Below are 12816 nucleotides of genomic sequence, written 5' to 3' on the forward strand. Positions count from 1 at the left end.
AACAGCGAAGGATAGTGTAAAACGTCTAGAACCTAACAAAGAGGAATGTCATGAATATACTTCACCTTTAAGAAAGATTTCTTTCGTCAGAAGTCTGACATCTATATTGTACTGAAAATAAAAAAAGAAAAACAGTCTTTTATATCACTTTTCACTGTTTTTCTACATATTTCCTGTTAAGCCCTCGGATGGAATTGTTTATATACATCTTTTAATCTCGTTTTTGACACATGTGTATATATTTGTGTCGTAGAAATATCTGCATGGCCAAGCATTTCTTGTACAGCTCTTAAATCTGCTCCATTTTCAAGTAAATGGGTGGCAAATGAATGCCTTAAAGTATGAGGCGTTAACTCTTTTTGAATACCAGCTACTTGTGCTGTTTTTTTTAAGTTTTTCCAAAACCCTTGCCGTGATAACCCTTTACCGTGATGATTTAAAAATAAGTATTCTGTCGGGTGTTTTGGTGATAACAACTGTTGTCTACCCTTATCTAAATAATCTTGAATAGCTGCTTGTGCTGTTTTTCCTAATGGAATGATTCTTTCCTTATTTCCCTTACCAATACATCTTAAAAAACCCATGGTTAGATGAACATCATTTATTGTTAAATGGATTAATTCACTGACGCGGATTCCTGTTGCATAGAGTACTTCTAGCATGGCTTTGTCCCTTAAATAAAAGCGGCTGCCATTGTTCGGGAGGTCTAGCAATCTCTCAACTTCCTTCATATTTAAAACCTTTGGCAAAGATTTTTCAGCTTGCGGTGTTTCAATATGAATAGAAGGATCGTGATCTGCTATTTTTTCACGAAGTGCAAATTGGTGAAAGGAACGAATAGACGCTATATGCCTTGCAATTGTTTTAGCAGACTTACCATCATCCTTAAGCTGAGCTAGAAACTGAACAATATGAACACGTTCAATCTCATTCATCGATTGCTTCATCATCTTCTTCTCAATAAACAATATATAACTTCTTAAGTCTCTTTCATATGACATTATCGTATTTCTGGCTAGCCCTTTTTCAATCATTAAATAGTGGATAAAATCCTGCAGATGATCATTCATAAAATCATTACTCCCCATTTAAATAAAACAGAATCAACCGATCCAACCAAGAAGAGTCCGTTGCATTCGCACTTGCTGCTACCTTCACGGCTGCCCCACTCGGTTCATCATAACGATGATAATCCTGATACTCTTCATTTAACCACATAATACCATAATAAAAAAGAATTGTGCTTCCTGTAAAAAGAACAAAAACCTTAATGGTTTGATAGACTAGTTTGATCCATGCACTCATCATTTCTCCCCCAAATAAAACGTCTTATTAGAGGGTATGCCATTTTGGACAAGATTTATACCTGTTTCCAACGAGGAATCATTTAAGTTCTGTGAGCTTCTATCGAACAAAAACCTTAATTTCGTTCGCAGCTTGAGGCAGAATTAGAGAAAAATAAGAAAACCCTTTCCAATGAAATTAGAAAAGGGTTTTACCTTATGCTTCTGGCTCTTCATCATTTTTTTTATCTTGACATCGATAGCAGATGCCATGAAAAGTAAGACGATGGTCTTTTATTTTGAAATGCCAACGCTTCTCAACAACTTCTTCCACATCTTCTAGTAGATCTTCTTGAATTTCATCTACTGCACCGCATTCTATGCATACAAGATGATGATGGAAGTGAGCAGCACCTTCTTGACGTAAGTCATATCGGGAAACGCCATCACCAAAATTAATTTTATCAACAATTTTTAATTCAGTTAGTAATTCAAGTGTTCGATAAACAGTTGCTAAACCGATTTCTGGCGACTTTTCTTTAACAAGGAGGTATACATCTTCCGCACTCAAATGGTCCTCTTCATGTTCTAACAAAACGCGAACCGTGGCTTCACGTTGTGGTGTTAGCTTATAACTGGATGAATGCAACTGTTTTTTGATTCTGTCAATTCTGCTTTCCATACCGAAAGTCCCTCCCTCACCACTAACATTCTCATTATAACAGATAGATGTATAGAATCAAACTAAAATCATTATAAAGAGACCTTTATAATAACTCTTATATTAGAATTGTTATAATAGCTAAAACAACATAAAAGTACAGAACCTAACGTAGGCTCTGTACATGATAATTTATCCAAGTAGTCATTATTACTAAACTCATATGATAAAAGAATTATAGCATTCAAATCTTATATAAGCAATCGATGAGTTTAGAGGACTGAATCAATGACTGACTTCATTAACACCGGTGAAATATACGCCTCAATAGCTGATGCACCAGCTAATATAATAATGGCAATAAGGAAAGAAATTAAGTATTTACCTAGCAACGGCATAAATGGATTATTTACTTTCTTCATAAACAACCGACGAATCATCTTCATTGAAAATGAAATCGCAAAAGTAGATGTAATAATAAAAATTGGAATGATAATCATATTTTGTGGCAAAATGGACACAAAAGATAGTAAAAACCCATGCCACTTTAATTGACTTACTAAAAAACCGACAGTAAATCCAACGACCATCCCTTTCACAAATAATAAAACTAAAATAAGCGGTAATCCAATAATAGATATCCCCAATAGCCATATCACGCCTATATATTTACCATTATGAAGTAAGCTTTGTTCAAATATGTTAGCCGGTGTCGCCATTTCTTCATTTGAAACATGACCAAAAAACTGAGTCAAGTATTGAAATAAATCCTCTTTTTGCGTCAAACTTAAACTGTTTACGACCACCGCTCCAAATATGACACCCATCAAAAACAATATAATAACAAACAAGTAGATTGAGGAATGCTCACGGAAATGATTTGCTACGACGTTCTGGTACATTTTTTTTATCATTGCTCTTCCTCCTGAAAATGATTTCACTTACTAGAATGTATGCTAGACTTGCTGAGATCATGACAGAAAGATACGAAATAATATAACTAATCTATTAAAATTTTTATTGTCAATAAGATGTTATTTATTTACACTTTAAGAAAGTTACATTTACTATATGTAAAAGGGTATGATAGACCGGCGATAGGCGCTATTAAATTAAAAAGGAGAATAAAGAATGAATCCCATCTTAGTAGATTTTCCAGAGAAAATAGAAACAACACGTTTGTATTTTAGACCATGTTTGCCTGGTGACGGCAAGATAGTGCATGAAGCCATTGCAGTGTCGCGAGATTCTCTAAAAAAGTGGTTGCCTTTTGCTGTAAAAGAAGAGACTGTTGAAGAAGTAGAAGCTGGAATACGCGCATCTTTTGCCGAATTTATTAACCGAAGCGATTTCCGTCTACATATCTATCTGAAGGAGAATCATCTTTTTGTTGGCTCAATCGGCCTTCACCGGATAAATTGGGATATTAAAAAATTTGAAATTGGTTATTGGTGTGATAGCCGCCAAATTAAGAATGGCTATATAACAGAAGCTGCAGAAGCTTTGACAGCTTTCTGTTTTGAGCATTTCAAAGCGAATAGAGTTGAAATCCGCTGTGATGAAAAAAATATAGATAGTCGGCGAATAGCGGAACGTCTCGGTTTCCCATTAGAGGGCATATTGCGTAACGATAGCTTAGCAACCGATAACATATCCCTAAGAAGTACATGTGTGTATGCAAAAGTAAAAGTTGATGACTAATTGATATCCTCATACAAAAAGGTGAGGGCCTTGTCAAAATCTTAAACAAAGCCCCCACCATCTCAAGAAAAAAATAAACATATCCCCGATTAATTAACTCGCCTTTGACGACTGAATGAGGTCGTGGTCCTTTTTTGTTTTATGAGCCACATTACCATAAATAATCCCTAAAATGATAATACAAACCCCTAACCACTGAAGCGGGACAAGTTCTTCCTGTAAAACCAGTACAGACATTAGTAAAGCAACTGGTAATTCTGACGATGTCAATATTGTACCTAACCCAGCACCCACATGAGGCATTCCGATTGCAAATAACAATGGTGGTAAAGTGACACCAAAAAGACCTAAAAACAATCCGTACGGCATAAGTGCCGTTACAGTTGCTGCATCAGCTAAGAAAACTGGCGGGAAGATGACAAAAGTAATGAGTAATCCACCAATGGCAAAGACAGCGCTTCTTTGGATCGGCGGTACTTCTTTCCCTACCGTGCTACTAATATAGGCGAAGATGGAGAAGGATAATGCCGCAAGCATACCCCATCCTGCACCAACTAGAGAAAAGTCATTAAATCCTTGTGACAAAATACCTGTTGCCAAGAAAGAGCCAATAAGTAACAGCAAAATCGCACGTAATTTTTTCATTCCTGGTTTTTTTCTATCAACAATAAACTCAATAGCCGTACCAATCCAAACAAACTGAAATAAGAAAATGATGGCTAACGACGCATTTAAAGACTGTAAGGATTGATAATAAAATATTCCCGTTAAACCAGTTGGCACACCACATAATACGAGAAAGCTAAAACGCTTGAAGCTTATCTTCTGTTTTTTTGTAAACAAGAATATAAGCCAAATCAGTAACGTCCCAGCTAAAAATTGGCTTCCAGAAACTTCAGCAAGTTCGAACCCCTCACCGTAGGCAAGCTTGACAAAGGTTGATAATACACCAAAGCAAGCACCTCCGATAAGGACTGCTAAAGGATACATTGATTGTTTCATCCGTATTTCCTCCTCAATCTACCGGTTGACAAATATCGTTTTAATAAAGATAAGAGCATTTTTTTAAAATACAAAAAGCCACACATCGATGCTACTTGCATCAATGTGTGGCGAAAAAAGAGTGTCTACTCTTAAAAAGTCCACAAATCCGTACCGGTTTTGGCATTCAATTATTTATACCACTGTATCTTATCCCCGACATGGGTAGTCTGTCAAGTCTAGTATTTAATCAATGCGAATTCTACCATATCTTCCTCCGCCACCTACGTCAAATTGTAAGCTCCCTGATCTCGCCTGCTCAATCAGAAGCGCTGCTTGTTCAGGTATGACTTGTTGCAATGAGGCAAGAGGAACATCATGGATGATGGCCATTTCTGTGCCATAATGAAGAAGTAGCTTTTCTAATGTCTTTACCCCGATTCCGGGAATAAACTCTAAAGGGATTTGATGGATATATGGTGGTCGTTTCCTCCCTTGAGCCATTGAAGTTACATTTGCTAACTCTTGAATACGATTTTTTACCCCTTTAATGATTTTCTTACTAGCACAGTTACTGCATAGTACTGTCCCTTGTGGCTGGGCCACACCACATTGAACACAGACCGTCTCATGATATTTACCCAGAAGCGGATCTAATCCATAATTAGCTTCAACTGCTCTTCCATCCATTTGTTGCAGTGCCATAGTTAACTCCTTAAAACTTAATTCTTGGAGGGAGATTTTTTGGTATTCTCTTGCAATTTTCGCTAATGAATGCGCATCAGAGTTTGTTATAAATGGATAGTCATGTAACTCAGCTATCCTGTCGGCCATTTCTGTATTAGCGCTCAATCCTAATTCAATTGCATCAATCGAATGAGGGTCAAATACTTCCTTAAGTGAATGCTTTACGCCCTTTCCATATAAGCTTTTAAAAGGTGTAAACACATGGGCAGGAATAAACAAACCTTCTAATTCCTTTACCTTTTGTTGAAGCATACGTCCTTCTATATAAACACGCTGTGAACTCAGTTGAATATTCTTCATTAAAACTGACAACCAGTTTGAAAAATCTTTCATGTGGCTAAGTGTTGGGAAAAACGATAGAACATGGATGGGCCCATGACAATATTGATCATAAATCTCGAGCTCTGAACCAAGAATAATCATCATATCATCAAATAATAATCCGCCATCCTCATGTTCTTGTAACTCACCCTCCTGAAGTAAAGCCTCTATTTCATTTATCACTTCTGGAGAATGACAATCGATAATCCCAATGATGTCTAACCCTTTTTGATTTTTTGCATGATGAATAATGTTTGTAAAAGTCAAGTTTTTTGAACCTGTGATTTTAACCGGCTTTCCAGTAGCGGTTCTCCCAATATGAATATGCAAATCTGCATAATAAGATTTCATTTTTCCTGCAATGCTTCTTTTAGTTGCATATATTGAACTGCATAAGCGGTTTTCGCATCATAGATTTTTTGCTCTCCTATTAATTGGACAGCTTCTTGAACAGTGACTTCTTTCAGATTAACAAATTCATCTTCATCAAGATTGGCCGAATTTTCTATCACATGTAAACCTTTTGCCATATACAAATGAACAATTTCATCAGCAAAACCAGGAGAGGTATAAAAAGAAATAAGCCACTCTATCTCATCACACCCATACCCTGTTTCTTCTTCTAATTCTCTTTTTGCACATTGTAGGGGATCTTCGTTTCCTTCTAATTTACCTGCTGGTATTTCAATTATCGTCTTCTCAAGTGCTTTACGGTATTGTTCAACCATAACCATTTTTCCTTCATCTGTTAGTGCTAATATTGCTACTGCACCTGGGTGCTTGACTACTTCTCTTTTCGACAATTGTCCGTTCGGTAGTTCAACTTCCTCTACTTGGAGTCGAATAATCCTACCGTCAAAGATTTTTTCCGTTTTTAACGTTTTTTCTTCTAGGCGACTCATTTTCTCTCGTCACTCCTGTTCTATCCGATTATTCTGCTCATACATTTTAACATACTTATGTTTAGGAGAGCTCTTGATGAAAATTTACGTTCATGAAAAGGGTATTACCTTTGTTGGTAAGGCATGGGAAATTAAAGAAAAACTAAAGGTTTATCAGAAGTCATTTACTTATGTTAGAGAATGGATAGATGGAACAACAAATGATGATTATTACAAGGAGCCCAAGAATAGCGAACGTGACTCATAAATTCTCCATGCAATGAATCAAAAGATTTGTTTAACCTCTCTCAGTATCGGTAAAATAGATAAAAAATACTCAGAGGAGAGCGGAGGTTCACAAATGAAAAAAGTACAGTTAGGTAAATCACCATTAATGGTTACTCCACTTGGTCTTGGTTGTATGTCACTTGGAACAGATAAACGAAAGGCACAAGCGATTATTGAAACAGCACTAGAAGAAGGTATTAATTATTTTGATACAGCCGACTTATACGACTTTGGTTTGAATGAACAGCTAGTTGGAGAAGCGTTAAAACGCGTACGAGAGGATGTCGTTATTGCCACAAAAGTAGGTAATCGGTGGACTGAAGGAAAAGAAGGCTGGCGCTGGGATCCGTCAAAAGCTTATATAAAAGAAGCCGTAAAACAAAGCTTGAAACGATTAAGTGTAGAATATATTGACTTATATCAATTGCATGGCGGGACGCTAGAAGATAATATACTAGAAACAATTGACGCGTTTGAAGAGCTTAAACAAGAAGGTTTTATTAAGGCATATGGTATCTCCTCCATTCGTCCTAATGTGATTCGCGAATATGTTAAGCATGCCTCTATTGATTCAGTAATGATGCAATATAGTTTACTTGATCGTCGTCCAGAGGAAGAAGTTTTACCACTATTAGCTGAAAATAACATTAGTGTCGTTACGAGAGGTCCACTCGCTAAAGGTTTATTAAGTGAAAACTGGATTGATAAACTATCGGAACAAGGATATTTAGATTATAGTGAAACTGAATTGCGCGCTCTTCTGACTGAGCTTAAAGCAAAGTTTACTGAAACACGCCATCTACAAGAAGCGGCTATACAATATAACTTGGCACATAAAGGGGTTACTTCTATTATTGCCGGTGCCTCTTCTATGGAGCAGGTTAAAGAGAATGTTGCCGCCGTTCGTGCAGAGCCATTATCTAAGTCAGAATTAACTTTCATGGAACAATTAGCTAAAATGAATAAGTACGAGGCACATCGTTAACACTTACTTAAATCAAAAAGGATGACGTACCTTTGGATACGTCATCTTTTCTCGTAATCTATTATTTAAATTCTTTCCAATTTAAGTTACTTTCGCCTAAAAGCTCTTCAAAGCTTTTATTTTTCTCACGTAATTTACGCTCTTCTGCTTTTCTACGTGATTCTACCTCAAACTTTATTTCTTCCGCTTTTTTTAGCTCATTTTTCTTCACTTGCAACCCTCTGACAAGCTCAGGATTTAACATATCTCCTAAAGTAAGCGGCTTATCTTCACTTATTTTCTTTGATTGTGCTCGCTGTTTTCTCTGCTTCATGACTGGTGTCCTACCCCCTCATTCTTTTGTATAGAATGTATGGTTATTATAGCATAGAACCCTCTCACCATAAATTATTCTGCAAGCTCTATTACAGTTGCCACACCTTGGCCGCCACCAATACACAATGTTGCTAAACCTTTCTTCGCTTGGCGTTTTTGCATTTCATGGATGAGAGTAACTAAAATTCGTGCGCCACTTGCACCAATTGGGTGCCCTAGAGCAATTGCGCCACCGTTTACATTTAAGATGTCTTTCTTAAAGTTCAATTCACGATCAACCGCTAGGGACTGGGCCGCAAAAGCTTCGTTTGCTTCAATTAACTCTAATTCTTCCAATGTAGTATTTGCTTTCGTTAATGCTTTCTTCACCGCTTCTACTGGACCAATTCCCATAATACTTGGGTCAACACCAGCATTCCCATTTCCTTTAATTGTAACAAGTGGCTTAATTCCTAACTCTTCCGCTTTTTGTTTACTCATTACTACCACTGCCGCTGCACCATCATTGATACCAGATGCATTGCCTGCTGTCACACTTCCTTCTTTTCTAAATGCTGGGCGGAGTTTACCTAATTTTTCTGCCGTTGTACCTGCTTTTGGATGTTCATCTTGATCAAAAATGATTGGCTCTCCTTTTCGCTGCGGAATCTCTACCGGAACGATTTCATCTTTAAAGCGACCAGATTCGATTGCTTGCGTTGCTTTCTCTTGGCTCTCAGCCGCAAATTGATCTTGTTCCGCTCTAGAAATCTCATATTTATCACATAAGTTTTCAGCAGTTACACCCATATGATACTGATTAAATGCACATGTTAGCCCATCATCAATAAGGGAGTCATATAAAGTAGTATTACCCATTTTAAACCCATCACGTGCACCTTTTAGAATATAAGGTGCTTGGCTCATATTTTCCATGCCACCAGCGACAATAATGTCTGCATCTCCAGCGACAATTGCTTGCGTTGCTAAATGAACGGCTTTCAAGCCAGAGCCACACACTTTATTAATAGTCATTGAAGAAACACTTTCAGGTACACCTGCTTTTATAGCTGCTTGTCTTGCTGGGTTTTGGCCTAATCCTGCTTGCAGCACATTCCCCATAATAATTTCGTCAACTGCCGATGCTTCTACCCCTGCTTTTTTTAATGCTTCCTTAATAACTACTGCTCCTAGATCTATCGCTGATACCCCTTTTAAACTCCCATTAAATGTTCCTAACGCTGTTCTTGTAGCGCTTACAATAACGACTTCTGCTCGTTCCATACTGTTTTTCCCCTCCATGGTTACCTTGTTATGAATCTACCTCTCTATTATGCCACACTTTACTTAATTCTTGCATTTCTGAATATTAAACCACTACAATAAAGTAAACGCTTTCTATAAAAGGAGGAATATAATGTTTACACTGCCAAAAGAAGTGACGATTATTGAAGTGGGCCCGAGAGATGGACTACAGAATGAAAAAAACTTCGTTCCAACAGATATCAAAAAACAATTTATTCAAAAATTAAAAAGTGCTGGTGTAAAAGAAATGGAACTTACCTCATTTGTTTCGCCAAAATGGGTACCGCAAATGAGTGATGCAGCTGAAATTGTTGCTGATACCCTCACATCACATACGCGAGATATGGTGCTTGCTCCCAACCGAAAAGGGATTGATCGTGTTTATGCTACTGATTGCCAGGCCGTTGCTACTTTTGTTGGTGTTAGTCAAACGTTCAACAAAAAGAATATTAATAAAACAACCGAAGAAAGTGTCGCTGAAATTGTGCCAATAATCAAAGAATTAAAAGGAAATGGATATTTTGTACGTGCTTGTATTTCCACAGCTTTTTATTGTCCGTACGAAGGAAAAGTAGATGTAAATGATACATTAAAATTATGCCAAGCCTTTGTCAATGCAGGAGCAGATGAGTTAAGTGTTGCTGATACCATCGGAATGGCGGCTCCGCATGAATCATTTGATGTATTTAAAAAGTTAAAAGATGCTTTTCCTAAAACACTCATTACCGCTCATTTTCATGATACACGAAAATTAGCTCTTCCTAACATCCTTGCTGCTCTTCAAGCTGGTGTCGACCGTTTTGATACTTCTGCTGGTGGGCTTGGCGGCTGCCCTTTCGCTCCAGGTGCAGCTGGGAACGCTGCTACGGAAGATGTGGTATATATGTTAGAGAGAATGGGTATCTCAACCAATATAGACTTGCAAAAGTTAGTTGAAGCCATTCATCTCGTTAAGCCACATATGACAAGGACAATTGAAAGTAGTTATTTTCAACTAAATGCTTAAACAATCCGTCCATCTTATGACACGAACCGGTGTTTTAAGATGGATATTTCTTTTGTCCAAATGGTAAAATAAAGGAAAACACCATGGAGGGAAAAAATGAAAAGAATCCTGCGCTATAGTTTATTACTGCTAACTGTTATTCTCTCTATTGGCACCTATTTCACAAATAAATTAATGTATATTCGTAAAAAAGATAACGCGGTTATCGTTGAAAGAGAAAGCATCGCTGGCAGATTAAATGTCTCAGCCTATGATCAATTAGAAAAGGAAGAACATTTTATCCATTCTCCTTTAGGATACTCTCTTAAAGTTGTCGTTGCCGCACCTTATCCTAGTAATAGATACGTCATCATTTCTCATGGGGTGACAGAGAATAAAACGAACTCTATAAAATATATGAACTTGTTTTTATCTCGCGGGTTCAATGTTGTTATTTATGATCACCGAAGACATGGTGAATCTGGCGGGAAGACAACGAGCTATGGCTATTATGAGAAATATGATCTTAAAGCTGTGGTAGATTGGCTCAAAAGGCAGAAAGGTCCTGATGTACTCTTAGGTATTCATGGTGAATCAATGGGGGCAGCGACAATGCTCTTATACGCTGGGAGCCTTGCTGATGATGCTGATTTTTATATTGCTGATTGTCCTTTTTCTGATTTATCTGGTCAACTTACTCATCATTTGCGTACGACCTTTAAATTACCACCTAAAGTAATCTTGCCAATAAGTAACGTTTTTCTTAGATTGCGTGACAAATATTCCATCCATGACGTGTCACCACTCGCTGTCGTATCTTATATCAGTAAGCCTGTTCTTTTTATCCATAGTAAAGATGATACATTTATCCCACCTGTTATGACGGAAATGCTGTATGAACAAAAAAATGAACCCAAAAAACTGTTCATTGCTAAAAATGGCGCACATGCTCAATCATACAATGAAAATAAAGAAGCCTATGAAGCAGCCATCGACTCTTTCTTTACGGATAATGGAATCCCCTTTCAAGTGGAAGATTCACCTGCCCATAAATTTGAGCGATAGCCTACCATAAGCTGATTTTTAACCAAATTCCCACCCTCTATCATTGACTAGACTGAAGCTTTTGTTTTTACTTGTTGCTCATTTCTCTTTTTAGCGCACACAGCTCTTTATAGATGCCCTCAACCAAGGCATAGAAAATCAAATTTGCTTAGCATAACTTTTCTAACCTATTATTCCTCGGGTTTATGGTGATAGCCTTTGTCATCATAAGCCTCTTCTTTAAGAATCCATTCTTTTCTCTTTTTTTGCAGTTCGAACTTCATATCGTTGATCTCACTTTTATCCTTCTGCCAGAGTACTTCATAACTAAACACTTCTTCACCGTATTTATGCCAATCTTCTTGTAATTCTTTGTTCATATGACGACCATCATTTAAGATCATTTTAGAAGTAAGCCAACGATTTTTCACATTTGGTACAGCATCAATAAATTTTTTTCCATTGCTTTCGTTTTTTATTCTAATCACACCATAATAGGTTTTCATCTCTTTATACTGTTGTTTTAATTCTTTCTTACGATCGGGTTTCAATAGTATTCCTCCTTAATCATTTACCCAATAGGCTTTGCCATCTGGCGTCCTGTTCATATATCCATAATCGATTAAATACCTTCTTATAGTGACATAATCATCGTATATGCCTACTAGTATTTCTTTTATTTCATCTTCTCCGTATGTGCGCCCAGTAACAAATTCTTTGATGATGCGACTTAAAATCGCGATTTTCTTTTTCTCTTTTTTCGGTAATCGTTTTAACTTGAGCGGATGGAGGCTCTCGAAATTTTCATTTATGATTTGCTCTCGTTCTTCTATTGTCATAAAGTAGCGTTCATCCACCATAGTCGCACCGTTATGAATAGGGATGATTTCTTCCTGAAGATGACCTAGAAACGCATTTTCATATATGGCTAAGTATAGCTTTGCTTGCTTTGCCTTTTCACGAAATGAAAACTTTTGATGGCGAATCGTTGAGTGAGATACATTCATCTCTTCTGCAATTTGGGCATCTTTTTTACCCGATTGAAAGGCGCTTAACAACTGCTTTTGTTTATCTGTTAGCGTATTATATTTACTCTCGTTTGAAAGTAGCTGCAGAAAATTCCCTCCGTGCTCTTCGGATATATGCCACTCTACTGCTTGTTTTCCTAAAAACATTTCTTCGGCAAATTGATAAACCCGCCCTGTTTCAAAAGTCTGTTGGCAATAATTACATACGTAAACAGCTTCTTGTGATCGATATTGATATCCTTGCTTTAGTTCAGTGACAGTTAATGATTGAAAGTCCATATTACCCTCCTTATATAAACAAATTTTAAATAT

General features: G+C 37.1%; 16 protein-coding genes. 5 read left to right on the forward strand and 11 right to left on the reverse strand.

The window, feature by feature from the left end:
- Window positions 1-176 precede the first annotated feature (176 nt).
- The 4 genes from xerD to spoIIM form a co-directional block, all read right to left on the reverse strand.
- Window positions 177-1070, reverse strand: coding sequence for a site-specific tyrosine recombinase XerD (xerD, locus tag MKX67_RS15095; protein ID WP_095372691.1), 894 nt, complete (start codon window positions 1068-1070; stop codon window positions 177-179).
- Between the two features lie 7 nt (window positions 1071-1077).
- Window positions 1078-1305 carry a YqzK family protein gene (locus tag MKX67_RS15100; RefSeq protein WP_095372690.1) on the reverse strand — a complete coding sequence of 76 codons (228 nt, stop codon included), beginning with the start codon at window positions 1303-1305 and terminating at the stop codon, window positions 1078-1080.
- A 195-nt stretch (window positions 1306-1500) separates the two neighbouring features.
- Window positions 1501-1965 (reverse strand): Fur family transcriptional regulator, encoded by a 465-nt coding sequence (locus MKX67_RS15105; RefSeq protein WP_224936064.1) that lies wholly within the window; start codon window positions 1963-1965, stop codon window positions 1501-1503.
- 251 nt (window positions 1966-2216) lie between these two features.
- On the reverse strand, window positions 2217-2858 hold the full coding sequence (gene spoIIM, locus MKX67_RS15110; RefSeq protein ID WP_307312990.1) for a stage II sporulation protein M: 642 nt from the start codon (window positions 2856-2858) through the stop codon (window positions 2217-2219).
- 217 nt (window positions 2859-3075) lie between these two features.
- Between spoIIM and MKX67_RS15115 the strand changes: the two genes are divergently transcribed.
- Window positions 3076-3645 (forward strand): GNAT family N-acetyltransferase, encoded by a 570-nt coding sequence (locus MKX67_RS15115; protein ID WP_095372687.1) that lies wholly within the window; start codon window positions 3076-3078, stop codon window positions 3643-3645.
- Window positions 3646-3738: 93 nt separating this feature from the next.
- On the opposite strand, the gene MKX67_RS15120 is transcribed toward MKX67_RS15115, so the two are convergent.
- From MKX67_RS15120 to MKX67_RS15130, 3 genes are all read right to left on the reverse strand, one after another.
- On the reverse strand, window positions 3739-4647 hold the full coding sequence (locus MKX67_RS15120) for a DMT family transporter (RefSeq protein ID WP_307312989.1): 909 nt from the start codon (window positions 4645-4647) through the stop codon (window positions 3739-3741).
- A 225-nt stretch (window positions 4648-4872) separates the two neighbouring features.
- A complete protein-coding gene (locus MKX67_RS15125; RefSeq protein ID WP_341051559.1) occupies window positions 4873-6045 on the reverse strand; it encodes an endonuclease Q family protein in 1173 nt (390 codons plus the stop codon).
- Window positions 6042-6596 carry an NUDIX hydrolase gene (locus MKX67_RS15130; RefSeq protein WP_095372684.1) on the reverse strand — a complete coding sequence of 185 codons (555 nt, stop codon included), beginning with the start codon at window positions 6594-6596 and terminating at the stop codon, window positions 6042-6044. The genes MKX67_RS15125 and MKX67_RS15130 overlap by 4 nt, the downstream gene beginning before the upstream one ends.
- Window positions 6597-6672: 76 nt before the next feature.
- On the opposite strand from MKX67_RS15130, the gene mciZ reads away from it, so the two are divergent.
- Both mciZ and MKX67_RS15140 read left to right on the forward strand, forming a co-directional pair.
- Window positions 6673-6843 carry a Z-ring formation inhibitor MciZ gene (gene mciZ, locus MKX67_RS15135; RefSeq protein WP_307312985.1) on the forward strand — a complete coding sequence of 57 codons (171 nt, stop codon included), beginning with the start codon at window positions 6673-6675 and terminating at the stop codon, window positions 6841-6843.
- 93 nt (window positions 6844-6936) lie between these two features.
- Window positions 6937-7848: an aldo/keto reductase gene (locus MKX67_RS15140; RefSeq protein ID WP_095372682.1), complete on the forward strand. Its 912-nt coding sequence runs from the start codon at window positions 6937-6939 to the stop codon at window positions 7846-7848.
- A 61-nt stretch (window positions 7849-7909) separates the two neighbouring features.
- Here MKX67_RS15140 and MKX67_RS15145 read toward each other — a convergent pair whose 3' ends face one another.
- Entirely contained in the window at window positions 7910-8161 is a 252-nt protein-coding gene (locus MKX67_RS15145) for a YqkE family protein (RefSeq protein ID WP_341056209.1), read from the reverse strand.
- A 74-nt stretch (window positions 8162-8235) separates the two neighbouring features.
- On the reverse strand, window positions 8236-9426 hold the full coding sequence (locus tag MKX67_RS15150; RefSeq protein ID WP_095372680.1) for an acetyl-CoA C-acetyltransferase: 1191 nt from the start codon (window positions 9424-9426) through the stop codon (window positions 8236-8238).
- 130 nt (window positions 9427-9556) lie between these two features.
- Between MKX67_RS15150 and MKX67_RS15155 the strand changes: the two genes are divergently transcribed.
- Together MKX67_RS15155 and MKX67_RS15160 are read left to right on the forward strand one after the other, a co-directional pair.
- A complete protein-coding gene (locus MKX67_RS15155; protein WP_340978558.1) occupies window positions 9557-10453 on the forward strand; it encodes a hydroxymethylglutaryl-CoA lyase in 897 nt (298 codons plus the stop codon).
- Window positions 10454-10549: 96 nt separating this feature from the next.
- A complete protein-coding gene (locus tag MKX67_RS15160; protein WP_095372678.1) occupies window positions 10550-11497 on the forward strand; it encodes an alpha/beta hydrolase in 948 nt (315 codons plus the stop codon).
- Window positions 11498-11667: 170 nt separating this feature from the next.
- Here MKX67_RS15160 and MKX67_RS15165 read toward each other — a convergent pair whose 3' ends face one another.
- Both MKX67_RS15165 and MKX67_RS15170 read right to left on the reverse strand, forming a co-directional pair.
- Window positions 11668-12027 (reverse strand): GIY-YIG nuclease family protein, encoded by a 360-nt coding sequence (locus MKX67_RS15165; RefSeq protein WP_322909571.1) that lies wholly within the window; start codon window positions 12025-12027, stop codon window positions 11668-11670.
- A 12-nt stretch (window positions 12028-12039) separates the two neighbouring features.
- Entirely contained in the window at window positions 12040-12783 is a 744-nt protein-coding gene (locus tag MKX67_RS15170) for a DUF2087 domain-containing protein (protein WP_095372677.1), read from the reverse strand.
- Window positions 12784-12816 lie beyond the last annotated feature (33 nt).

It is taken from the genome of Cytobacillus sp. FSL W7-1323 (genome assembly GCF_038595015.1).
In the GTDB taxonomy this organism is placed as follows: Bacteria; Bacillota; Bacilli; order Bacillales; family Cytobacillaceae; genus Cytobacillus; species Cytobacillus kochii.

Bases quoted from the DNA above. Each gene is read 5' to 3' on its own strand.
- spoIIM (WP_307312990.1), bottom strand. From the start codon at position 2,858: ATGATAAAAAAAATGTACCAGAACGTCGTAGCAAATCATTTCCGTGAG.
- MKX67_RS15140 (WP_095372682.1), top strand. From the start codon at position 6,937: ATGAAAAAAGTACAGTTAGGTAAATCACCATTAATGGTTACTCCACTT.
- MKX67_RS15170 (WP_095372677.1), bottom strand. From the start codon at position 12,783: ATGGACTTTCAATCATTAACTGTCACTGAACTAAAGCAAGGATATCAA.
- mciZ (WP_307312985.1), top strand. From the start codon at position 6,673: ATGAAAATTTACGTTCATGAAAAGGGTATTACCTTTGTTGGTAAGGCA.
- MKX67_RS15145 (WP_341056209.1), bottom strand. From the start codon at position 8,161: ATGAAGCAGAGAAAACAGCGAGCACAATCAAAGAAAATAAGTGAAGAT.
- MKX67_RS15160 (WP_095372678.1), top strand. From the start codon at position 10,550: ATGAAAAGAATCCTGCGCTATAGTTTATTACTGCTAACTGTTATTCTC.
- MKX67_RS15150 (WP_095372680.1), bottom strand. From the start codon at position 9,426: ATGGAACGAGCAGAAGTCGTTATTGTAAGCGCTACAAGAACAGCGTTA.
- MKX67_RS15130 (WP_095372684.1), bottom strand. From the start codon at position 6,596: ATGAGTCGCCTAGAAGAAAAAACGTTAAAAACGGAAAAAATCTTTGAC.
- MKX67_RS15105 (WP_224936064.1), bottom strand. From the start codon at position 1,965: ATGGAAAGCAGAATTGACAGAATCAAAAAACAGTTGCATTCATCCAGT.
- MKX67_RS15115 (WP_095372687.1), top strand. From the start codon at position 3,076: ATGAATCCCATCTTAGTAGATTTTCCAGAGAAAATAGAAACAACACGT.
- MKX67_RS15125 (WP_341051559.1), bottom strand. From the start codon at position 6,045: ATGAAATCTTATTATGCAGATTTGCATATTCATATTGGGAGAACCGCT.
- MKX67_RS15100 (WP_095372690.1), bottom strand. From the start codon at position 1,305: ATGAGTGCATGGATCAAACTAGTCTATCAAACCATTAAGGTTTTTGTT.
- xerD (WP_095372691.1), bottom strand. From the start codon at position 1,070: ATGAATGATCATCTGCAGGATTTTATCCACTATTTAATGATTGAAAAA.
- MKX67_RS15120 (WP_307312989.1), bottom strand. From the start codon at position 4,647: ATGAAACAATCAATGTATCCTTTAGCAGTCCTTATCGGAGGTGCTTGC.